The following is a 21,426-nucleotide window of genomic DNA, read 5'->3' on the forward strand; positions in this document are numbered from 1 at the left end:
TCCACCAACCCATCGATTCGACCATGGCTACGATTCAGCCGACCATTGAAACGGCTGCCGGCGAAAAAGATTCCGCATCCAAACGCTGGATGTATTTTTGGGCATTGCTGTTTCTTGCCTCGGTTCCGTTGTTGATTCCGTACATGATCGACATGTGGGCACATGATCGATATCGGTACTTTCCGTTTGCACTGCTGGCAACCGGTTGGCTGGTTTACAACCGCTTTGACGGTCGATTCTATCCGCCACGATCATGGTTCAGTTGGGGTGTCATTTCGATCGCTTGTGTGCTGATCGCGGGCTCGGCAGTGATTCAGTTTCCCTGGTTTGCTGCCGTAGGGTTTGTCCTGATCGCGTTGTGTTGTCTGCACGCGATGAGGGGGCACGAGGACACGTCGCTGCTGGTGTGTGGTTTGCCTCTGCTGACGTTCATTCAGTTGCCCCGTGCCGACGTCTTGCTGACTCAGAAACTGCAGGACATCACCACTTGGCTGTCCAGCGTCATGCTCGATGCGTCTGCCGTACCACACACCGTCAGCAATCGCGTGATCCAGCTTGCCGATCGCGAGTTGTTTGTTGCCGAGGCATGCAGCGGGATCCAGTCTGTGTTCACGCTCGGATTTCTCGCGTGTGTATTGCTCGCGTTCCGCCGACGTCCTGTCTGGCTGTTTCCCGTTTACCTGTTGATTGCTTGTTTGCTGGCGGTACTGGCCAACGTGATCCGCGTCACGGTCGTTGCTTTGGGGATCGCTTGGTTCCAGATCGACATGACAGCTGGTTGGTCGCACGACATGATCGGCTATCTAGCGTTGATCATCGCGGGGTTGTTTTTGCTGTCCTTTGACCATCTCTTGGTCACGCTATTGCACATTGTTCAGCCCGAGAGTGAGTTCAATCCGCTGATCTCTGCCTGGAACTTTTTTGCTGTTCGTACGGATGTCGAGGTGGTCGCAGACCCACAGATCAATCGAGACGCGATCCAGGATGCGACGCGACGCGATCAGGCGTCTGCGGCATTTCTATGGGCCAACCGTTTGTCCGGCAGTCCGGTGGCAAAGATCGGGTTTGCCTGCTTGATTGGACTCATTGCGATCGGCTCGGCCGTTCAGGTGCTTCGTTCCAGCAAGCCCAAGGACATTTTGTTCAGCAATGAGTCGTTGGTCTTTGACCCTGATCCCAAGATGCTGGACCCATCGTTGCATGCACTCCGGGTCGTCAGTCACACGCCCAATCGCGGCTACGAAGATCCGCGATTGGGAGCCAACTCGGATGTTTGGGAGTGTGAAACGGGGGATGTCAAAGCACAGTTCGTGCTCAGCCAGCCTCACAAAGGATGGCATGAACTGTGCGATTGCTATGAACGCTTGGACTGGATGTTGATCAATCGAAACATCAAGTCTGCTGGCGAAATGGAATCCTTGGGCGTCTCGTCAAAGAGTCCCCAGGCGATAGAGGTGCCCTACGTGGTTGCGAGGTTCAAAAAGGATCCGGGGCAGTTCGGGTACCTGTTGTTTGCCGGAATCGGTAGCGACGGTGCTCTGATCCCGGCTCCCTCTAGTCTCTCCGCGTTTACCCATCGCATTTGGAATCGGATCGACGGATCGGGCGTTTGGAATCAGGACGAAGTGATCATGCTGCAGATGTGGGTCACCTCGCCTCGCAAGCTGACGGCCAAGAATTTGCAAGAGTTAGAAGACGACTTTGTCGCCGCCCGAGCGACGTTCGCCGAAGCGATCGCGGCAAACGCGAGCCACTATTCCGGCGATGAAGGCCAAGTGGCCGCCAGGACTTTGAATCATCTTGGAGAGACCCTCTGATGGAATTCGTCAATCCGTTGCAGTGGGCCAGATGGCTTGTTGAGTTTTTTCGCGCATGGCTCTTGGCTGTCCCGTGGCGTGATGCGCCCAAAGCCATCCCTGCGATCTTGCTGATGCTCGTCATGGCCATCGTGGGCACCATTGCGATGACCGGTGGTGCCGGGTGGCGAAATCGGCTGCTGAACAATCAGCTCGCCGTCGCTTTTGACATGGACGACTATTCGACCGCGGAAGTGGTCATCCGTAGGCAACTCGACGCCGATCCCAACAACGGGGACTTGCTGTATCGGCTGGCAGTTGTCCGAGATGCTCAGTCGCATGTGGAGGAAGCGAAGGAGATCTTGCGATATTTGGCGTTAGAACGTCGGCATCTCGACGCGGCCAAATGGCTCCTTGAGAAAGACTTCATCGGCAAACAGTGGGGCAGCTTGACGTCCGAGCGACGGGAAGAGTTTGGGCAGATCCTGGAGTTGATCACTCAACAAGAACGTGAAAATCTCAAAGTGTTGCGGTTGTACGCGGAGTACTTGATCGCCAGCGAAAAATTCTCGTCCGCGATTCCGGTGCTAAAAAAACTTTCTCAGACAGACCCCATGCGCGCCTTGCAGGCTGCGGCGCTCTCTCGAAAACTTGGTGACTTTGACGGCGCGGATGTTCTTGCCGAGCGTGCGTTGGAAGATGTCAACAAGATGTCGAACGACGATCCGACCAACTCCACGCTGGCTCTGGCGGTTGCGCAGAATCAGCTCTTTCTGAAACGCTACGGTGACGCAGTTCGTACGTTGGATTCGGCAATCAAAGTGGCAAAGACTCCGGCGGAAAAGAATCTGCTCAGCCAAGCCATGGGCGACGCCATCGTGGCTTGGATCGCGTTCATCGAAGAGGCACCCAACGCAACGGTCCAAGAACGCGTGCGAATCTTGAAGATGTTGCGAGCCGCGTTGAACTACGCGCCGAACAACCCACGCGTCGTCACGTTGGTTGCTGACCAAGTTCTGGGGACGCTCAACGACGACGAACCTTCGATCGCCGAGATCCGCGACGGACTGCTGGCCTCGCTGGTGGACGGAAAATCGCCAGGTATCGCGCACTTCATCAAAGGCACCTCCGCATTGATGAGCGATGACATTGCCAACGCGATGCTGCATCTGGATTTGGCAAGAGAGATGATGCCGCAAAGCAGCGCGGTGCTGAACAACTTGGCCGTCGCCATGGCTTTGCAAAAGGATCCCGACTTAGATAAGGCGCTCAAGCTCTCCAATGCGGCCATCGAACAGACCCCTCAACCCACGCCGCACTTTTACGAAACACGCGGACAAATTCTTTACCGCATGGGTAGCTTCATGGCGGCGATTCCCGACTTGGAACGCACCCTGGCGGCACCGTCGCTGGCAACCAAGGCGCACGAAATGCTGGCGGTGTGTTATGATCGAGTCGGAGACAAGGTGCTGGCCAATCAACACCGCGCTGCTGCCAAGCAAACGCCTCAAGAATCTGACCCTGAGTGATCGCATCTCGACTTGCGGTTGCCCATCCAAGGTTGCCACATGACGGCCGCTATCACGCCCACCAAATGGTACGAAATCGAATCAGACGGTCGGATCGTCTGTCGCCTTTGCCCTCGGGAGTGTCATCTCAAGGACGGTGATCGCGGGTTCTGTTTCGTTCGACAGAATGTCGATGGAAAGATGGTGCTGGATACCTACGGAAAAAGCACCGGTTTTTGCATCGATCCGATCGAGAAGAAACCACTCAATCATTTTTTGCCCGGTACCCCCGTGCTGAGTTTCGGCACCGCGGGATGCAATCTCGGTTGCAAGTTTTGCCAAAACTGGGACATCTCCAAGAGCCGTGAAGTCGCCAGGCTGAGTGACCACGCGATGCCGGACGAGATCGCCCAGACGGCCGCCGATACCGGATGCCGAAGTGTTGCGTTCACGTACAACGATCCGATCATCTGGGCCGAGTACGCGATCGACACCGCAACTGCGTGCCGAGATCGCGGGATCCATTCGGTCGCAGTCACCGCAGGGTACCTTTCCCAGCAGGCGAGACCTGAGTTCTTTGCCGCCATGGACGCGGCCAACATCGATCTCAAGGCCTTCAGTGAGTCGTTCTACTACCGCGTGACCGGATCGCACTTGCAGCCAGTCTTGGACACCATCGCATACGCGTGCAATGAAACGGATTGCTGGGTCGAGCTGACAAATCTAATCATCCCCAACAACAACGACGATCCGGATGAGTGGCGACGCATGTGCGATTGGTTGGTTTCCACGATCGGCACGGATGTACCGATCCACTTCACCGCTTTTCACCCCGACTTTCGCTTACAGAATCAACCTCGAACGTCTCACGAGACATTGATCGCCGCTTATGACTTGGCACGTCAGTCGGGGCTGCGATATGTCTACGTCGGCAATGTCCATGACGTGGAGCGACAAAGTACTTATTGTCATGGGTGCGGCGCTTTGCTGATCCAACGAGACTGGCATCAACTGGGACACTACGCGATGCAAGGCAACCGATGCCAAGCATGCCAATGCGTGATCCCCGGTCGCTTTGAGGCAACGCCCGGCACCTGGGGGCAGCGTCGCCAGAGAGTCAAGATCCAATCGCGCACACTACCCGTCGTTCCGAATGAAGTTCGCATGAGCCAAACAAATCCTACCGACATCATCCACTGGTCAGACGCAGAGCAAGACGCTATCCACGCCGCCGCGTGTCACTTCGTCGCCACGTCGGTCCTCGGCGAAGACTCCGATCCGCCTCTGTCCGTCCTGCCAGAGCTTGCCTCTCGCATGATTCATGGCGTGTATGTGACGCTCAAGCGAGGTGAAACGCTGCGTGGTTGCTGCGGAATGCTGGGCGCAGAAATGTCGCTTGGCGATGCGCTGGCAGACTCTGCGGCCCGAACCACACGTGACCCCAGGATGTCGGCCATCTCCGCTTCCGAACTGCCGTACCTGACGCTTTCGGTTTCCATCCTCGGGCCTCCCCGGCCCATCTCTGCTCGTGGTGACGACCGTGTCGACCAAGTCAAGATTGGACAACACGGCTTGAGGATCCGTATCGGGCAAAACTCAGGCCTGCTGCTGCCGGTCGTTGCGATCGAACAGGGTTGGAATGCCAAGCAGTTTCTGGACGCCGTGTGTCGAAAGGCAGGTTTGCCGGCGGGGACTTGGCGAAGCGATCAAGCGGAGTTGATGCTGTTTGACGGAATCTATTTCGGAGGACCGTTTCAATTGCCTGAGACGCTTGGCCAGTCCGCAAGAGACAAGTTGCAATCAGCGGAACGCCAAGCCGTCTCGCCAGCCGCCCTTTCCACAGTGACGCGTTGGATCTCGAATGCTGTCGCGCAAGCGTCCAAGAGCCCGGATGCGTTAGGATCACCCGCCACAGCACTCGCCGACCGTGTCGATGAAGTGAACGTGAATGGCTACATGTTGCGGATCCGACAAGCCGAGTCATCCAGCAGTTGGCTGCAGCTGAGTCTTCGTGACACGATTGCCATGCAAGCATCTCTCCAGCAAACACTCCGCGGCGCAAGATCATCTGCAAACGATTCGACGTCTCCCGAGGAGTCTGCGGAGGTCGCTCTGGCTGTGTTGACCGGTCCCATCCATCACGGCGATGCGAAAACGGCTGACTTGCGCGGGATCGATCCGCAGTGTCGAGCCATCGTCGCGACCGATGGACGACGATGGTCCGTTAGGTTCGACCGGGAATCGCCCCCGGAGCAGACTTTGGCAAAGGTGCTGGCTGCCGAGCGATTTGATGCAGGAACCACCCAGCTCTACTCGCTTCATTGTGACAGCAACGTCCCCGCACTGGGGACCTCGCTGGGAATCGCTGCGATGTCCCAGTTCACGGTCCGCCCACCAGCGGTCGCCGATCGTTTCTACAGTGGCGCCGACGCGCAGCGGGACGCCGAAGTCGATGCGTTGATCAGTGGGCTGCCTCCGGTTGCCAAGCGAACGGTCAATGCAGCGATGGTGCCACACGCGGGATTGCGGTTCAGTGGTGAGATCGCCGCTGATACCTGGCGACGGATTGAATTGCCGCGAGACGTCTTGATCATCAGCCCCAAGCACACCGGTGATGGGGTCGACTGGGCCGTGGCACCGTACACTCGATGGCAGCTTTCGGGCGACGCGGCGTTGGAGGGGAACGAGGAAATGGCAACCAGTTTGGCTGCCTGTCATGAGGGATTGGAGTTGGACTCTGCCGCTCACCGCGGCGAGCACGGGATCGAAATCCAATTGCCGATCCTGTATCGATTGGCGCCACAAACACGCGTTACCGCGATCGCGATGCGAAGTGCCACGTGGGAGCAACTGCAAGATCTCGCGGTGTCGCTAGCGGCTTGGATGAAGTCGCAGGCTTCGCCGCCGTTGCTGGTCATCAGCAGCGACATGAATCACTACGCGGACGAGATCGAGAATCGAACTCGTGATCGCATGGCCCTCGACGCGTTGCGTACGGGAGATGCCAAAGCGTTGTTGGATGTGTGCGAAGCAGAAAACATCAGCATGTGCGGGCAAGTTCCAGCGGCCCTGGTGCTGTTGACGCTGCGGCATCTGGGAATCACACCGGCGTACGATGAAATCGCCTACGCAACCAGCGCTCAATACGGCGGCGACCCGCAACGCGTCGTCGGCTACGCGGGTGTCTTGTTGTAGGCGGTCCGGTTCGTGGGCGAACACAAATTCGCTGTCACCTCCACCGGCGCAGCCGGGGGAGGTCGGATCGAGCGAAGCAAGATCCGAGAGGGGGCCTACGCTGGGCAATACGCATTGATGTGTTCAAGCGGCGCGCGAGCCGTCTCCCTCGCATTCGCCTAAACGGCTCTGCTCGACCTCCCCCCAAGTTCCTTGGTGGAGGTGACTGATGCGTGGCACCTCCACCGGTGCAGGAGGGTGCTGATGTGCCAAACGGCAGGGGCCTCGCTTGAGTTTGTTGTCCAAAGTAAAGAGGCACAACCGAAATCTAGCGAGCGATGATCGTGTCCATCGCGAAATCCTCGTGTGGATCATAGGCAAAGAAATTCTTTGCGATCTGCTTCGCCACGATACCCAAGTAGAGCTTGCGGAATTTCACTTCGGTCGTCTCGCTGGTGTATTGACCCGAATTGACCGGGTACGTGAACTCCTCGATGTCGCGTTCAAACTCGACCTTGCCCGTTTCGGCGTCCAGCACCGTCAGGTGTACGTCACAGCGACCGCGGTAAAGTGTCTTTCCATCGCGTAGTTTCAAGTTCGTCAGTTCGATCGCAACAACCTTCTCGGCTCCCACGGCTGATCCGATGGATTGAAAATCGATCGCGTCCCATCCGTGCTCATCGCGATACTCCGCGATTTCTTCTTCACGGACCAATTCAATCTTCTTGACTTTGTCGGTCAACATCATGCTGACGTTGCGACTGAGAATCCGAGCAGAGACATCGTTGGAGTAGGGGCTGCTGTCCGTCAGCGTGACCACGGCGACTTTACAGCCCTTCAGTCCCTCGTAGGCAGCGGGTGCCATGTCGGCACCTACCGCATGAGCCAGATTGGCGTACATGCCCAAACATCCCGTCTGGATGATGGCCACGACTCCCAGCATCGCGGACAAGGCAATCAAGATGCCGGTGCGAAAGCCACTTCCAGAGCCGTTGCGTCCAGAGCCGTTGTGCTGGCGGTGCTCTTGAGTCGGCATGTTCAGTGAATCCCTCAGGGCTTCCCCCAGGCCTTCTCTCAGGGCTGGGTCTACGATTGTTTTAGCAGCCATCAAATCCGTTTCCTTGCGTCAGCAATTCCGTGACCTTGCGTAAGCGTGATTCCTTCACGGTGGCCGGTGATACGAAACTCCGATCGTGTAGATCCACATTGATTCGGCAAAATTTATCGCATGCCCGAAAAAACATTGCTGCGATCCGACCTGCGATGGGTCAGTTCAGTTCGTCGTAGACCAACTGATCATTGATCCAGATTCGAAACCGCATGATGAGCAGGGCGCGAGAAAAATCGATCTCGATTCGACCTTGGGCTCCGCCAGCAATGATTGGCGGGGGAATCTGAAACTCGGCGATCGGATGGATCGATTTCCAACTGACTCGCCACCACAGCAGCCGCCCGTCAATTCGGATCGTCTGCGTGAACCACTTTCCGTCGTAAACCAAGTTGCCCGCAAATGGCTTTGTGAACTGGATTTCGCGATGCAACAAGCCCCCGTGGAGTCGCTCGGCGTGATCGGCGAATACTCCTTGCTGGGGTTCTGTGCTCGCCGATGGTGCGTAGGGATTATTCATCAGAAATAGCGACGGCCGGAGCTTGGCGGAGTGAAAACGAGTCCACCAGCGAAAAAATGTACAGCCAGCGTTCGGGTTCCCCAATCGGCACAAACGATCTCACTGGGGTTCTGCTCATGGGATCGTAGCCGCAAATCGATACTTGATGTGGAGCATCTTTTGAGGGAAAAACCTCAGAAGTTCTGTCCATTCTGGCTGTTTTCCGCAGAGACATCGGGTGTCCAGATGAGCCCCGATGGACGTGAAAATGCTGCCAGACGGCCCGTTTGGGGTGTGTCGTGCCCCTGGACGGGTGCTGCTCGAGGGCAGCTTGTCCCGATTTTATTTGTTAGCAAACCAGAAACGCTTGCAGCGTGGCGGTTGCGTACCTACTATAAGACCACTTCAGATGTTCTTGGCAAGATAATGGGCCTGGGCATTCTAGATCGGTTGTACAGGAAAACACTCCCATGATTCGCACGCTTTGTTGTTTCGGTTTTGCCCTCGCGATGCTTGTTCCCGCGCAAGCCGCTGACGATGTTCGTCTCAATCAACTGACGGTACGTCAGTGGGTCCAGCGAGATGATTCGGGCACGGTTCGTGGGAAAATCATCGTTCCTGCGGAAGGCGGCGTCGCCAAGGCCGTTGCGAACGCTCAGGTTGTCATGGTGGGACGAGACGGACAAGTCATTCGCTCGGTTGCCAAGACGGATGACCAAGGCCAGTTCGAGTTCAAGAACGTGGAAGCCGGTGTTTACGCGTTGACGGCCCGTGCAGATTTCGTTTTCGCATGCTGTGCGATGCACGTTCTGCCAAGCGACGCACCGAATAGCCTGTCGCTGCCAAACGAAGCACAGATTGCCGCTGCGAACGTGGACTACACTTCGGTCAACAGTGCGATCATTCGCTACCTGCCTCCGAACGTAAAGACAAACGTCGTTTTTGACACTGCTGACATGGCTGCACTTGCCACCGTCGAGCCATCGGACGACGCAGACACGTTCCGTATTGCTCAGACCGACGGTGGTTTGACCGGACGTCTCTATCGTGCCGGTGTCGCACAAGGACGCCTGGACGGTTGTGCTTTGACAAACGTGTTCATCATCAAAGACGGCGTCGAAATCTTTCGTGCCGTGACTTCACCCTCCGGTGAGTTCCGCATCGATGGTTTGGACGCTGGTAATTACTCGCTGATGGCAGTCGGACCGGATGGCTTGGGGCTGGTTGGTTTTGAGCTGGTCGACGAATCGGAAATCGAAACAGTGAAGGTTCAGACCGCATCGGGCGAGCGATTGGTTGCCAAGTTTGGCAAACACTGCTGCTGCAACGCGATTGCCGTTCAAGTTGCCCCATGCCCTCAAATCACGTCTTGTGTTCAAGAAGTGATCATCAGCGAAGAGATCATTTCTGAAAGCGTTGTCGGCGAAACGATCATGAGCGAAGTACCGCTGGCAGACGTTCCAGTCGGCGATCCAGGTGCTGGTTACGCCCCCGGTTACGGTGGCTACAGTGGATACGGTGGCGGTGGCGGAGGATACGGCGGCGGCGGCGGTGGCGGATTCGGTGGTGGCGGCGGTTTGCCAGCCCTCGCTGGATTGGCTGGCATCGGTGCGGTCATCGCGGCAACGACCTCGGATGACGACGGAGTGATCGTCGCGACGCCTCCAAGCCCGATCGTTCCCTGATCACATCGTCCCGATCATCCTGGATGCGAAACATCCTTTGATTCAAGCGAAATCCTAGTAACGAAAGCCCGGTACATTATCGTACTGGGCTTTTTTTATTCACTCTTCCTTTCCATCGACCGCTATGAATCGTTCTACCAACAGCTTGCTCCTGACCTCAATCTTGGTGGCGACTTCGATTGCGATGCTGCATCGGACTTCGATCTCTGCCGCTGAGCCACCCGTCAACTTGTTGATCATTCAAACGGATGAGCACAATTTTCGAACATTGGGGTGCTATCGTGATACGCTGCCCAAGGAGCAGGCATTCGTGTGGGGTCCAAAGGCGATCGTCGAAACGCCTGCGATCGACTCGATTGCCAAACGCGGGGCGATTTGTACTTCTTTCTATGCCACCAGTCCGGTCTGCACGCCCTCACGCGCGTCGTTCTTTACCGGGCACTACCCACAAGACACCAACAGTTGGCAGAACGATCGCCCCATGCGCAGCGATATCAAGACCTTTGCCGCCATGCTTACTGACGCGGGTTACAAAACAGGATACGCAGGTAAATGGCACTTGGATGGACCCGGTAAACCTCAATGGGCGCCCGAGCGGCAGTTCGGATTTGCCGACAATCGATTCATGTTCAACCGCGGACACTGGAAAAAGTTTGAGCTCACCGATGACGGTCCGCGGGTCGGAGGTCGCAGCAAGTCGGGTTCGCCAAACTACGACTTGGCCGGCGCGGATAAAAAGACATTCAGCACGGACTGGCTGACCGATCGGGCGATCGATTTTGTACGACAGCACGCACAGCAGCCCTTTTGTTTTCACTTGAGTTTGCCAGATCCGCACGGTCCCAACACAGTGCGTCCTCCCTACGACACCATGTACCAAGACTTGCCGATTCACCCACCAATGACTTTTGATCGGGCGGCAGAGAATCCGAAATGGGCTGATGCATCCGGCCGCAATGCGATCAAGACGTTTCAGACACAGCAGATGGCGCTCTACTTTGGCATGGTCCGCTGTATCGATGACAATGTCGCTCGACTCTTGGCGACATTGGATGAGCTGGATCTGACCGATCATACGATGGTGGTGTTCACCTCCGACCACGGCGACCTTTGTTACGAGCACGGGCGTCTCAACAAGGGGAACCCGTACGAGGGCAGTGCCAAGATACCGATGATCATCGCCGCGCCGAAGATCATCCCGGCTGGCACGGTCGTGGACGAAGCCTTGGGGACCGTCGATTTTTTGCCAACCGTCATGACGCTGATGGGCAAGCCAGCAGGGCAAGGTGTTCAAGGACGTGATGCATCCAAGCTGCTGACGGGCAAGTCTGTCGACGATTGGCACGACATCACTTTTCTACGAAGCGCGGGGCCTGCTGCAGGCTGGATCGCTGCGGTCAGTGACCGCTACAAACTGGTTGTCAGCGTGGCCGACACGCCTTGGCTGTTCGACTTGCAGGATGATCCAGACGAACTGATCAACCAACTGGCGGCGTCACCTCATCATCCCGCCGCAAAGGAATTCGCCCAAGCCATCCTGCAGTACGCAGAACAATTCAAGGACCCCCACGCAGAGAATCCAAAGATCCGGTCGCAATTGCTGGAGCTCGCCAAGCACTAGCCCGGATTATTCATAACCCGACGCGTAAGCGAGGGATACTCGGTAAATTCCTTGCTTACGCGTCGGGTTATGAAAAGCAATCTGCATTTCCCAGAATTTGGGCTAGTGCATCGTCCAGACTTGATTTTGGGGTTAGCCGTTTTGGCGATAGCCACGGTTGAGTCGCGAAAACCGTGGCTAACGCCAAAACGGCTCATTGATCGAACCCGCGTTCTAAGACTGGACGAAGCACTAGGCGCATTGCTGGACTGCCGTCGCAACATCACCCACGCTCGCTGTCCGCCGCGTGTATCATGGTGTTCTGACTGACCGGAAAACATCTACAGGCCATCGAGAGATGAACGACAAAAAGACACCGCGTCGACAGTTTACCAAACAGCTCGCGTTGGGATCTTTGTTGGTCCCCACCATTTTGTACGCCCAGAACAAATCCGGCAGCGGTGCCGTGATCGTAGGCGATGGAGAGCACACGTATGAGTGTCTCCACGATTGGGGGCTGGACTCGTTACCTGCCCAGCATCAATACGGATGGACATCCAATGGTGTGGCACTTGATTCGATGGGGCAACTGTACGTCAGTCATCACGGAGCTCCCGGCTCGATCTTTGTTTTTGACCAAGCCGGTCGTTTCGTCCGCGAGTTGGCTTCGCAACACCGGGTGAAGGAGGAAGCCGCTGGACACGGCATCGACATTCGCACGGAAGATGACGGAGAGTTCCTGTATCTCTCACCTGACCACGCATCGATGGCGTTCACCAAGATGACGTTGGGTGGGGAAATTGTCTGGCAAAAGGGCAAGTCGGATTTGGAGAAGGACAGCGGTCTGAAGCTCAGCCGATATCGTCCCACGAACAGCAGTTTTCGACCCGATGGTGGCTACTACCTCGGTGACGGCTACGGCAGCAGCTACGTCTTTGAGTATGACAAGCACGACAGCTTTGTTCGAGCGATGGGCGGACTTGGCAACCAAGACGGCAAGTTCAATACGCCGCACGGGCAGTGGTTGGATGACCGTGATGGCACGCCGAAACTGGTGGTGGCGGATCGGGCGAATCAGCGGCTGCAATGGTTTGCGATGGACGGCACGCACTTGAAATCCGTTGGCGGCTTTGTCAAGCCCGCGGACATCGACGTGCAAGGTGACTGGTTGATCGTCGCGGACATCGGCGCGAGCGTTACCGTGTTGAACAAAGACAACGAAATCGTTGCCAAACTGGGGCACGACGACGAATGGGAAAAACGAGTGATGGATCGCAAGCAGAACCTCCGCGGAAAACGCCCAGAGTGGGTTGCCGGCCTGTTCGTCCATCCACACGATGCGTGTTTCGATCGTGATGGAAACATTTTCGTTAGCGAATACGTGGCAGGCGGCAGAGTCACGAAACTACGCAAGGTCTAAGTACGTCAGGCTTTCCAGCCTGACCTACACGGCACGTACGTCAGGCTTTCTAGCCTGACCTACCCTGGGTAAATCAGGAGCATGTCAGGCTAGAAAGCCTGACGTACGAAAGGCTAGCAACCCGGTTTTGGGATTCGCTTGCGATCAGCGGGTGGAATTCGTTATGGAACAGTCGGTCATTCCTCGTCACGGATCATTGACTTGCGATTGTTTCAGCGGTTCATCAATTTAACGCCGGTCCTCGCGGTTTTCGCGTTGGGCATCGCTCATCTTTTGCCCGGTCGGCTGATCGCCGCGGAACCGCCCGATGCCAACCCCGTTGCCAGTATCGCTTCCGCTCGCCAATTACTCCAAACGGGCGAAGTCGAAGCGGCGGCTGAGATGTTGATCCAACTGGATGATGCTTGCGTGGCCGATCCACAAAGCACGGACACGGACCCTTCCCTCGAACTTGCCCTCGCCGCTCGGGCGCTGGAGGCGGCGGGGAAGATCGAAGCGGCGGTGGTGTTGCACCAGCGTGCATTGGCCGCTCTGGATCGACCCGCGGCTCAGAATGTCGCGCCACAGAGCATTTCCGTGATCCGAATCGCGGCAGGCAACGCGGCTTTGAAGACCGGGCAATGGACGACGGCCGCGAACGCCTTTGCACAAATCCTGGAAATGGGGGACTCCGCGCCGCAACAGTTTCGAACACTGGCTCGAAAATCGTGCTCCAAAACCGGCTGGGCTGCCTTGTCCAACGGCCAAGCGTCCATCGCGGAATCCGCCTATCGAGCTTTGATCGAATACTCGACCGACGCTGAGATCCAAACCGACCGCGCAGCCTGCGAACTGGGCCTCGCTTGGTCCGTCGCGATGCAGACCGATCGTTGCGAAGACGCGGCCGAGTTGCTTGATGCGTTTACCAGCAATCACCCCGATCATGCCGATGTGGCGCAAGCCGTGGCGATGCGTGCACACTGTCTTCGCATGGCTGGCAAGCTGGATTTGGCCAGCGAAGTCTCATCCGATTTGTTGCGTCGATGGCCCGAGAGTGCTAGCGTCAGCGAGTTGCTCGCTCAAGTTGCTGCCGGAGTGTTCAGCGCGACAGACTCCGATCAACGGGTGACCGCGATCCAAGGCGTCGCCGAACCGATTCGGAATTGGTTTCGACAGTCGACGGACAAACAACAGCAGCAACTCGCGCCAGCAACGTTGGCGTTGGGCATGTGGTTAATGGGAGAGCAAAGTGACAGCAGCGGCCAGGATTTCGCCGCCGACCAAACCCTCATCGAAACCTTGGGCGCCGAGCTTGCATCGCGCGAACGAAGTGGACAAGTCGTATCGGATCTGCTGAGTCTGTATCGTGACAGCGATCGCATGGCCGAAGCGGAGCAGTACGCGACGATGGTGCTGGCGTCCGGTGCCAGCGATCAACCGGCGTCGGCAAACGCCACGGAAGCCGTTTGCCGGTGGTTGGGACGAAACGAACGCTGGATGATCCTGGCTTTGGCCGCAGAGGATCTTTCGCCGGAAACGGGGCAGGACAGTCGAACGGTGGCGGTGGAACGGTTGTTCGCCGAAGCGTTGATGCAGAGTGGGCGACGAAAGATAGCAACCGCTTGGTGGACACACTTGGTTGATCAACGTGACGCCAACGATTTTGCCACCTTGCTCCGTTGTGCCGAAACGACGTCTTCCTTTGGCACCTCCGCGGAAGCTCAAGCGAGGATCGACGCGGCCCGCCAAGCGGCCCAAGAAGATGAGTCACGCGTGGTTTTGGTCGACATGCTTGACGCCGAATTGGCCATTCGTCGCGTGGATTTTGACGCCGCACGCGGCCATTTTGAACGCGTTGTACGCAGCGGCCAATCCACAAGCGATTTGAGAGGGCGGGCCCAATGGATGATCGGCGAGTCCTTTTTGCTGCAACATCGATTCGCCGATGCGATCAGTGCCTACCGACTGGTGGAAGGTATCGATCCGGATGGTCAGTGGATCGCTCCTGCGTTGGTCCAGGCCGGTCAAGCATTTGAACAATTGGGGCGGACACGCGAAGCCGCGATTTGCTACGGAGATCTTATCGGCAGATTCCCCACGAGCCGACACGCAGCCATGGGACGCCAGCGGCTGGCATCCATTGCTCCCGACGAAAACGCTAGCAACCGATCTCTTCGATGATGATGAACGATCCCACACCGGCGAATCTGACACACGATGCACCGATTTCGTCGCACCGCCGGGGCATGGCAGATGACTGCCGGGGCATGGCAGATGACTGCCGGGGCATGGCAACCGCCCAACGTCGCGCCTCGGAGCGTCCGCTGCCTGTCGCCGGATGGCGAGGCCTGATGTCCTTTTTGTTGCCACTGGCCGCGCTCGGTCTGGGGATGATTTGGGTGATGATGTCGTTGCCCGATGCCAATGCGCAGTACCCGCAGCGATTTCCGCAAAACAACGGCGGCTTTCAAAACAACAATTTTCAGAACGGCCAAAACTTTGGCGGGATGCAGCCTGCGCAGAGTCAGCCCGCGTTTCGCCAAGCCGCACGAGATCAATATCAATCGTCGATTCCCGCAGCACCCACAACCGCGACGGACACCCTGGGTGGCGAAGCGACCGAGGCAGCAACGACCGATGAAGCTGACGCCGGTGCGAGCTGGATGTCTCGCATGCCGAGCTTTGTGCAAAAGCTGGCCAGCGGCGGTTGGCTGATGCTGCCTCTGGGAGTCTGTTCGTTGATCGTATTCGCGTTGTCGTTGGAAAGAATGATTTCGCTGCGCAGAGGCCGCGTCATTCCTCGCCCCTTCGTGCGTCGCTTCACCGAGTGTGTGGAAGACGGCCAGTTGAGCTACGAGGAAGCCACGGAGTTGTGCAAAGAATTTGATTGCCCGGTCTCCGAAGTCTTCCGCGCGGCGCTTCGTCGCTGGGGACGCCCCATGTTTGAGATCGAGCAAGCGGTGATGGATGCCGGCGATCGTGTTTCGGATAGCCTGAAACGATTCCTGCGAGTCTTTCATGCGATCAGCAATGTCGCTCCACTGCTGGGGCTGCTCGGTACCGTGATCGGCATGATCCAAGCGTTTGAGGTGATCAGTGACAGCCAATCGCTCGGTCGTCCCGACATGCTGGCTTCCGGGATCAGCACGGCATTGATGACCACAGCAGGCGGTTTAATGGTCGCGATCCCAGCGTATCTCGCGTACATGTATTTCAGCAGCAAGTCAGACCGTTACCTCGGCGAAATCGAAAAGCTCTGTCAGCGAGTTGTCGATTGCATCTCCGCAGAGAGTTTGGAAGACGGCGGCGGCAAAGCACGCAAGCGCCGGGCTGCTTGATCAAATCGTATCACACCGAAATGGCTAACCCGGCAAACTCAAGATGTCCACACGACACCGCAGCAGCGAAGAAATCTCGATCAACCTGACGCCCATGATCGATGTGGTGTTCCTGCTGGTGATCTTTTTCATGGTCGGTACCAAATTCAGTGAATCAGAAAGCCGCATCGATGTGACAGTGCCGTCGGTGGGACAGATGCAGAGTCTGGCGCGCGAGCCCGATGAGCGAGTGGTCGAAGTCACACGTGAGGGTGAAATCACGCTCGATGGTCAACTCGTGACGATGGAGCAACTGGCGGCGACACTGCAACAACAGCACGCCGCCTACCCGGGATTGAAAGTCGCCGTCCGAGGCGACGGAGCCAGTTCTTTTCAGCAGGTCGCCGAAGTTCTGCACGTGGTGCGAAGTACCGGTGTGGAGAAACTCGGGCTGGCTGCACGTGTTGAGCCGGGCGGAGGAATGCGACGTTGAGCGGTTTGGACCAAATCTGGGCCGATCCTCGTCTGGTATACACCGTCGCTGTGCTGGCGGTGGCGTTGTTGGTTGCCACCATCTGGCTCTTTCGACGACAAGAACGCTCCGGTCGCGGCGCCGGCGTGATCTGCTTGATCCTATCCATCCTGCTGCACGCAGCCCTGTTGTTTCTGGTGCCCATGCTGTCGGGTGATCAAGGTGGCTCGGCGTCGGTGGACCCCGAAGGAGACGTGGGAGTGGACGCGGTGTCGTTCTCCGCGTTCGATCCTGAACTGAACGTGGCCGACGTCGCCGGTGATGACGCTCAATCGGAGCTCGCCCCTCTGCCCGTGGCTGAACTGACGGACCTGCTGTCCCAAGAAACCGCCGAGTCGCTCACGGAACCTGATTCGCCCGTCGAAGAAACCCTGACGGACTTGGACACAGTGCCCGACAGCGGGGAAACGCTCGCACAAGATTCCATGCCTGAGAGCTTGCAGCCGACGGACTCAAACGCCGAGCAGCCGTTGGTGTCACCGGCGTTGGAATCCGAGATCGATCAAGCTCTAGAGGACCTGTTGGCGACGCAGATGGAGCTGGCGGAAAGCGCCGTTGCCTCCACGCCGCTGCCTGCGGTCGACCCGGGACAGGACATGCCGCCATCGCCATCGCAGTTCGCCGGCGATCAACCCAAGGACACGATCGAACCGACGAAGCCCATCCAACAATCGATCCAGCATCCGGCACCCGCCGCACTCGTTCCCGGTGCACTCGAGTCGGACTTCGCCAATCGTACAGGCGCAGCCAAGAACCTCGCCTTGCAGTTGACCGGCGGCAGCATGGAGACAGAAGCAGCTGTGAAGGCCGCGCTGCGTTACTTGACCTCCGCTCAGCGGATCGACGGTGCTTGGGATCCAACATCCACCGGTGCCGGAGTCGAACGAAAGCCGTTGGGCGAGTCGCGAGCCGGTGCGGGAACGAAATGCGAAACCGGGATCACCGGGTTGGCTTTGTTGGCCTTGATGGGCGCGGGTCACACGCATCATGACGGCGAGTATGCCGACAATGTGTTTCGTGGATTGGCTTATTTGATCCAGAACCAAAAAGCCGACGGTTCGCTCAGCGGCAATGCAACGATCTACGCCGGCAGCTATTGCCACTCGATGGCCGCGTTGGCGTTGTGCGAAGCGGCCGCGTTGACGAAAGATCCATCGGCAATCGAAGCCTCCCGGCGTGCGATCGGCTATTCAATGCGTATGCAGCACCCGACCACGGGCGGATGGCGATACACCGCCGGCGACCCGGGTGACCTCAGTCAGCTCGGTTGGCAAGCCATGGTGCTGGACGCTGGCGTTCGAGCAGGCATCAGTGTGCGTCCCCAATCGGTCGCGGGGCTGGAACGATTTCTGAAAAGCGTGCAAGCCGGCCGCGGTGGTCTGGCATCGTATCGTCCCGGAGAGGCGGTCAGTCGCACGATGACGGCGGAAGCTCTGGCGACGCGGTTGATGATCGGGAACCACGTCCCTCAAGATCAAGTCGACGAAGCAGAACGGTATTTGTTGCAGGAATTGCCGGGCAAGGGCAGAGACAACTATTACTATTGGTACTATGCCACGCTGGCGTTGCATCAGCTGCAGGATTCCGCATGGCAACAGTGGAATGCCGCGTTACAGGATCGGCTGCTGGCGACCCAACGACGTGACGGTGACTGGCCGACCAACGGCGTGTGGGCAGGCTATGGCGGCAGCATCTATTCGACATCGATGGCCACACTGTGTTTAGAATCTTACTATCGGCACGCCGTGCGAACCAACCAGAACCGCATCACTCAGCAACCACGCGATTCACGCACTGATGGACGAATTGAATAGCGAGATTCGTTCGTTGGCCACGCAGCTCGGTTTCATCGCCACGGGGTTCGCGCCCGCGGTCCAAAGCACCGGCTTTCACCACCTGACTCAGTGGATCGAAAGCGGTTACGCGGCTGGCATGCAATACTTCGCCGATCGCCTGGATGCCTATCATCATCCCGACGGCGTGCTGACGGGAACGAAATCCATCATCGCCCTCGCGTTCCCCTATCCGCCCGACGCGGGCACACCGCCTGAGACACCCCGGCAAGCAAAGGTGGCGCGCTACAGTTGGCCGGGCTTGGATTACCACGATGTGATCCATCCCAAGCTCAAGCAGATCTGTCGATTGATCGTTGATCGAGTTCCCCAGTCGATGGCCCGCGGCGTCGTGGACACCGCGCCGTTGATGGAACGCGAAGTAGCACAGTTGGCCGGACTTGGCTGGCGGGGCAAGAACACCCTGTTGCTCAACAAACAACTGGGCAGTTACTTCTTCCTCGCTTGCGTGTTGACCGATGTGGAATTGCCAACGGACTCGCCGCACCAGTCGTCGCACTGCGGAACCTGCACCGCTTGCTTGGACGCCTGTCCGACCGACGCGTTTCCGCAGCCCGGAGTCCTGGATGCTTCGCGATGCATCAGCTATCTAACGATCGAGCATCGAGGCAGCATCCCGATGGAACTGCGATCAGGGATCGGTGACTGGTTGTTCGGATGCGATGTGTGTCAGGAGGTCTGTCCATGGAATCGAAAACCAAGTCGCGTTTCGACTGATCGCAATGCAATACCGCTTTCGCTGATTGATCCACACGAACTGTTGACGATGAATGAGGAAACATTCCGCCACCGATTCCGCAAGACCCCGTTTTGGCGAACCCGACGCCGAGGCATGATGCGCAATGCAGCGATCGTTTTGGGCAACCAAGGTGACGCCGCCTCGCTCAGTGCCTTACGGACGGCAGCCGATGAACCGGATGAGATCGTCCAAGAAGCCTGCCAGTGGGCGATCGAGCAGATCGTCGCAAACCAGTTCCCGTAGGTCATGCTATGCATGACACAATCCGTTCATCACAACACGATGACACTTGATGTCAACAATCGCTTCCCTCAATCCTGGCCACCGAGCGTGAAGGCGGGCGTACCGTACTTCTGCGACCGCATCATGCCGCATGAAAAAGCCCGGATTATTCACGCAACTCACCACTCAGGTTGCTGCGGAGGACGTGCGGAAAATAAGTGTCGCAACATCCACGTAGCAATCATCGCTCCGCGTGATTTGGGCAAAAAGACAGGACACTTATTTTCTGCACGTCCCGAGCAGCGACAGCGAGATGCACGCGGTGTCAACCTCATGCTTGACGGTTCTGTTCGTGGTCTGTCGCTGTTTGGGACGTGCTATCGGGTCGATCCGCCCAGAGTGATCGTAGAAATTGACCGTGAACAATGGGTCACTTCCGGTCAATGAAGGACCGACGAAAGCATCCGATCTCAATCCGGTGCCAGAGAACGTGAATCTTGCCTATCCTTCCCAGTTCCAGATCTTGTCATTGCATGCCCCTCGAATCGCAGATCCAAATGCACAAAACGTCAGTGTTGTCAAAATGAACAGCCTGCCAAGCGGTGTCAGTCCCACCCGAAATTGCATTCAAAACTGCAACTGCCTATAATGCCAGGTGTTCTTATTGGTCAATTGCTGTGAAGCCTGAGCAAAATCAGTCAACTGCCAATAAGTCCGGGAGAAATCGAGACGCAACCGCCCATAAGGCGTCAAATAACCAACCGCCAAGTCCTGATTCACCCTAATTTCAAGTTCTGCTATGGAATCCAGCCATCCAATGAGATGAACGACGACGATGAATCAATCGATTCCCAAACGCCACCTTGGCTGTTTGCACCGAAGATTGGAACCGTCGCTGGCGTACTCATCGGTGTCGGCTATCTCCTGCTTTCAGCGGTAGTTCTCGCTCTTTCGCGATTGGCAGACGCATGGATATTCGTCATGTACCGTGAACGATTTACATTCATCGGGTTCTACGCGTTCTTCGCGTGGGCTGTTTTGGTGTGTCTCGGTGAACGTCAACTCAATAAACGGTTTATCATTGCGTTGGGTTTCCTATACTTCGTGGTCGGCGTAGCGATTTGGTTTCTCTTGGCGGAACCATGGCCATCGGTGCGGTAGATCTGAGGGTGTAGAGTTCGATGGAATGATGGGTCTGTCACTCAACTGTGCTTGGATTCGATTTCACGTAGAATAAGCAGAACCATGACATCCACCGAAGGACGCGGGCCGAGCGGTTTGGCAATGGTTGAGTCTTCTGCGCGTCCTCGGTGATGTCCGACGTTCTGTCATCAAGAAACTTCAGGAGCGCCCCATGGTCGCGATGGATTCCAATGATCCTGAATCAGTCGCACGTGCAAGTGCGATCATACGTCAGCACGCAGACATGCTCGGCGCTTCCGTCCGAAACGCGATCTACATTTCATGGCTCCGGTTAAAAGACTTTGATGCCGTCGAATCCAAGTATCGAACATTCCTCGATTCTGCGTTGCACGACTTTCATGCTGATCAAGACGAATACATGCTTAGCATCGATATGGGTCGGGCGACTCCAAGCGAACAACCGATTGGAGATTCTGCCAAAGACGATGTATCAGAAGAGCAGCAGATTCGAGTCGGCGTCTACGTATTTTGGATCGGACTCGCTCCGGAACGACGAAACCACGAAACACTTGAGGCGGAAATTCGTAAGATCATGGGGGGTCAGCGGCGTTCGCCGGGGTCAGACTCGGGATTCGGGATTGAGTCCGAGAAACTCTTCGATGCGTCAAACTCGTTGCGGAATTCCCTTTGAGCGATCTAGCTGCCGTTTTCCCCGTTTGATCAAATCCGACTCGCTGTCAGGATGACCGAGACCAAATCTCATGGATAGCTCTTTCAGCGTTGCTGACGTCCAGCGTCGACAAAGCATAGCGGCGATGTCTCTTCGTGCCGCACCGCTACGAAATCCAAAG

16 protein-coding genes are annotated in these 21,426 nt (G+C 57.1%); 14 read left to right on the top strand and 2 right to left on the bottom strand.

Annotated elements, in window-relative coordinates; genetic code table 11:
• The first annotated feature begins 23 nt into the window (after nucleotides 1–23).
• The 3 genes from xrtU to amrS are packed head-to-tail and all read left to right on the top strand — an operon-like array spanning nucleotide 24 to nucleotide 6,499.
• Nucleotides 24–1,817, top strand: a complete 1,794-nt coding sequence (xrtU, locus tag Pla52nx_RS11585) for an exosortase U (protein WP_146520200.1) — start codon at nucleotides 24–26, stop codon at nucleotides 1,815–1,817.
• The gene (locus Pla52nx_RS11590; protein ID WP_146520199.1) at nucleotides 1,817–3,325 is read left to right on the top strand and encodes a tetratricopeptide repeat protein; all 1,509 of its coding nucleotides are present in this window, start codon (nucleotides 1,817–1,819) and stop codon (nucleotides 3,323–3,325) included. Before xrtU ends, Pla52nx_RS11590 begins: the two co-directional genes overlap by 1 nt.
• 39 nt (nucleotides 3,326–3,364) lie before the next feature.
• Nucleotides 3,365–6,499, top strand: coding sequence for an AmmeMemoRadiSam system radical SAM enzyme (gene amrS / locus Pla52nx_RS11595; RefSeq protein WP_146520198.1), 3,135 nt, complete (start codon nucleotides 3,365–3,367; stop codon nucleotides 6,497–6,499).
• Nucleotides 6,500–6,806: 307 nt separating this feature from the next.
• Here the strand turns inward: amrS and Pla52nx_RS11600 are convergent, their stop codons facing one another.
• On the bottom strand, nucleotides 6,807–7,586 hold the full coding sequence (locus Pla52nx_RS11600; RefSeq protein ID WP_146520197.1) for a hypothetical protein: 780 nt from the start codon (nucleotides 7,584–7,586) through the stop codon (nucleotides 6,807–6,809).
• A 160-nt stretch (nucleotides 7,587–7,746) separates the two neighbouring features.
• Nucleotides 7,747–8,106 carry a hypothetical protein gene (locus Pla52nx_RS11605; RefSeq protein ID WP_146520196.1) on the bottom strand — a complete coding sequence of 120 codons (360 nt, stop codon included), beginning with the start codon at nucleotides 8,104–8,106 and terminating at the stop codon, nucleotides 7,747–7,749.
• Nucleotides 8,107–8,555: 449 nt separating this feature from the next.
• Here Pla52nx_RS11605 and Pla52nx_RS11610 point away from each other — a divergent pair, with 449 nt between their 5' ends.
• The 11 genes from Pla52nx_RS11610 (at nucleotide 8,556) to Pla52nx_RS11660 (ending at nucleotide 21,266) form a co-directional block, all read left to right on the top strand.
• Nucleotides 8,556–9,770 (top strand): carboxypeptidase-like regulatory domain-containing protein, encoded by a 1,215-nt coding sequence (locus Pla52nx_RS11610; protein ID WP_197454600.1) that lies wholly within the window; start codon nucleotides 8,556–8,558, stop codon nucleotides 9,768–9,770.
• Nucleotides 9,771–9,894: 124 nt separating this feature from the next.
• Nucleotides 9,895–11,391, top strand: coding sequence for a sulfatase family protein (locus Pla52nx_RS11615; RefSeq protein ID WP_146520195.1), 1,497 nt, complete (start codon nucleotides 9,895–9,897; stop codon nucleotides 11,389–11,391).
• A gap of 337 nt (nucleotides 11,392–11,728) precedes the next feature.
• Nucleotides 11,729–12,790, top strand: a complete 1,062-nt coding sequence (locus Pla52nx_RS11620; protein ID WP_146520194.1) for a peptidase — start codon at nucleotides 11,729–11,731, stop codon at nucleotides 12,788–12,790.
• Between the two features lie 201 nt (nucleotides 12,791–12,991).
• Nucleotides 12,992–14,950: a tetratricopeptide repeat protein gene (locus tag Pla52nx_RS11625; protein WP_146520193.1), complete on the top strand. Its 1,959-nt coding sequence runs from the start codon at nucleotides 12,992–12,994 to the stop codon at nucleotides 14,948–14,950.
• 170 nt (nucleotides 14,951–15,120) lie between these two features.
• The gene (locus Pla52nx_RS11630) at nucleotides 15,121–16,107 is read left to right on the top strand and encodes a MotA/TolQ/ExbB proton channel family protein (protein ID WP_390620386.1); all 987 of its coding nucleotides are present in this window, start codon (nucleotides 15,121–15,123) and stop codon (nucleotides 16,105–16,107) included.
• A gap of 43 nt (nucleotides 16,108–16,150) precedes the next feature.
• Nucleotides 16,151–16,579, top strand: a complete 429-nt coding sequence (locus Pla52nx_RS11635; protein ID WP_146520192.1) for an ExbD/TolR family protein — start codon at nucleotides 16,151–16,153, stop codon at nucleotides 16,577–16,579.
• Nucleotides 16,576–18,432 (top strand): prenyltransferase/squalene oxidase repeat-containing protein, encoded by a 1,857-nt coding sequence (locus Pla52nx_RS11640; protein WP_231741997.1) that lies wholly within the window; start codon nucleotides 16,576–16,578, stop codon nucleotides 18,430–18,432. The genes Pla52nx_RS11635 and Pla52nx_RS11640 overlap by 4 nt, the downstream gene beginning before the upstream one ends.
• Nucleotides 18,416–19,453 carry a tRNA epoxyqueuosine(34) reductase QueG gene (queG, locus tag Pla52nx_RS11645; protein ID WP_146520191.1) on the top strand — a complete coding sequence of 346 codons (1,038 nt, stop codon included), beginning with the start codon at nucleotides 18,416–18,418 and terminating at the stop codon, nucleotides 19,451–19,453. Before Pla52nx_RS11640 ends, queG begins: the two co-directional genes overlap by 17 nt.
• A 39-nt stretch (nucleotides 19,454–19,492) precedes the next feature.
• Nucleotides 19,493–19,879, top strand: coding sequence for a hypothetical protein (locus tag Pla52nx_RS11650; RefSeq protein WP_231741996.1), 387 nt, complete (start codon nucleotides 19,493–19,495; stop codon nucleotides 19,877–19,879).
• Nucleotides 19,880–20,254: 375 nt separating this feature from the next.
• Nucleotides 20,255–20,593: a hypothetical protein gene (locus Pla52nx_RS11655; RefSeq protein ID WP_146520189.1), complete on the top strand. Its 339-nt coding sequence runs from the start codon at nucleotides 20,255–20,257 to the stop codon at nucleotides 20,591–20,593.
• A gap of 193 nt (nucleotides 20,594–20,786) precedes the next feature.
• Complete coding sequence (locus tag Pla52nx_RS11660) at nucleotides 20,787–21,266, top strand: hypothetical protein (RefSeq protein ID WP_146520188.1); 480 nt, start codon at nucleotides 20,787–20,789, stop codon at nucleotides 21,264–21,266.
• Nucleotides 21,267–21,426 lie beyond the last annotated feature (160 nt).

Origin of the sequence: Stieleria varia (assembly GCF_038443385.1) — a bacterium.
GTDB classification, from domain to species: Bacteria; Planctomycetota; Planctomycetia; order Pirellulales; family Pirellulaceae; genus Stieleria; species Stieleria varia.

Excerpts from the sequence above, each read along its gene's own strand:
- xrtU (WP_146520200.1), top strand. The coding sequence starts at position 24 with ATGGCTACGATTCAGCCGACCATTGAAACGGCTGCCGGCGAAAAAGAT.
- Pla52nx_RS11590 (WP_146520199.1), top strand. The coding sequence starts at position 1,817 with ATGGAATTCGTCAATCCGTTGCAGTGGGCCAGATGGCTTGTTGAGTTT.
- amrS (WP_146520198.1), top strand. The coding sequence starts at position 3,365 with ATGACGGCCGCTATCACGCCCACCAAATGGTACGAAATCGAATCAGAC.
- Pla52nx_RS11600 (WP_146520197.1), bottom strand. The coding sequence starts at position 7,586 with ATGGCTGCTAAAACAATCGTAGACCCAGCCCTGAGAGAAGGCCTGGGG.
- Pla52nx_RS11605 (WP_146520196.1), bottom strand. The coding sequence starts at position 8,106 with ATGAATAATCCCTACGCACCATCGGCGAGCACAGAACCCCAGCAAGGA.
- Pla52nx_RS11610 (WP_197454600.1), top strand. The coding sequence starts at position 8,556 with ATGATTCGCACGCTTTGTTGTTTCGGTTTTGCCCTCGCGATGCTTGTT.
- Pla52nx_RS11615 (WP_146520195.1), top strand. The coding sequence starts at position 9,895 with ATGAATCGTTCTACCAACAGCTTGCTCCTGACCTCAATCTTGGTGGCG.
- Pla52nx_RS11620 (WP_146520194.1), top strand. The coding sequence starts at position 11,729 with ATGAACGACAAAAAGACACCGCGTCGACAGTTTACCAAACAGCTCGCG.
- Pla52nx_RS11630 (WP_390620386.1), top strand. The coding sequence starts at position 15,121 with ATGTCCTTTTTGTTGCCACTGGCCGCGCTCGGTCTGGGGATGATTTGG.
- Pla52nx_RS11635 (WP_146520192.1), top strand. The coding sequence starts at position 16,151 with ATGTCCACACGACACCGCAGCAGCGAAGAAATCTCGATCAACCTGACG.
- queG (WP_146520191.1), top strand. The coding sequence starts at position 18,416 with ATGGACGAATTGAATAGCGAGATTCGTTCGTTGGCCACGCAGCTCGGT.
- Pla52nx_RS11650 (WP_231741996.1), top strand. The coding sequence starts at position 19,493 with ATGACACTTGATGTCAACAATCGCTTCCCTCAATCCTGGCCACCGAGC.
- Pla52nx_RS11655 (WP_146520189.1), top strand. The coding sequence starts at position 20,255 with ATGAACGACGACGATGAATCAATCGATTCCCAAACGCCACCTTGGCTG.
- Pla52nx_RS11660 (WP_146520188.1), top strand. The coding sequence starts at position 20,787 with ATGGTCGCGATGGATTCCAATGATCCTGAATCAGTCGCACGTGCAAGT.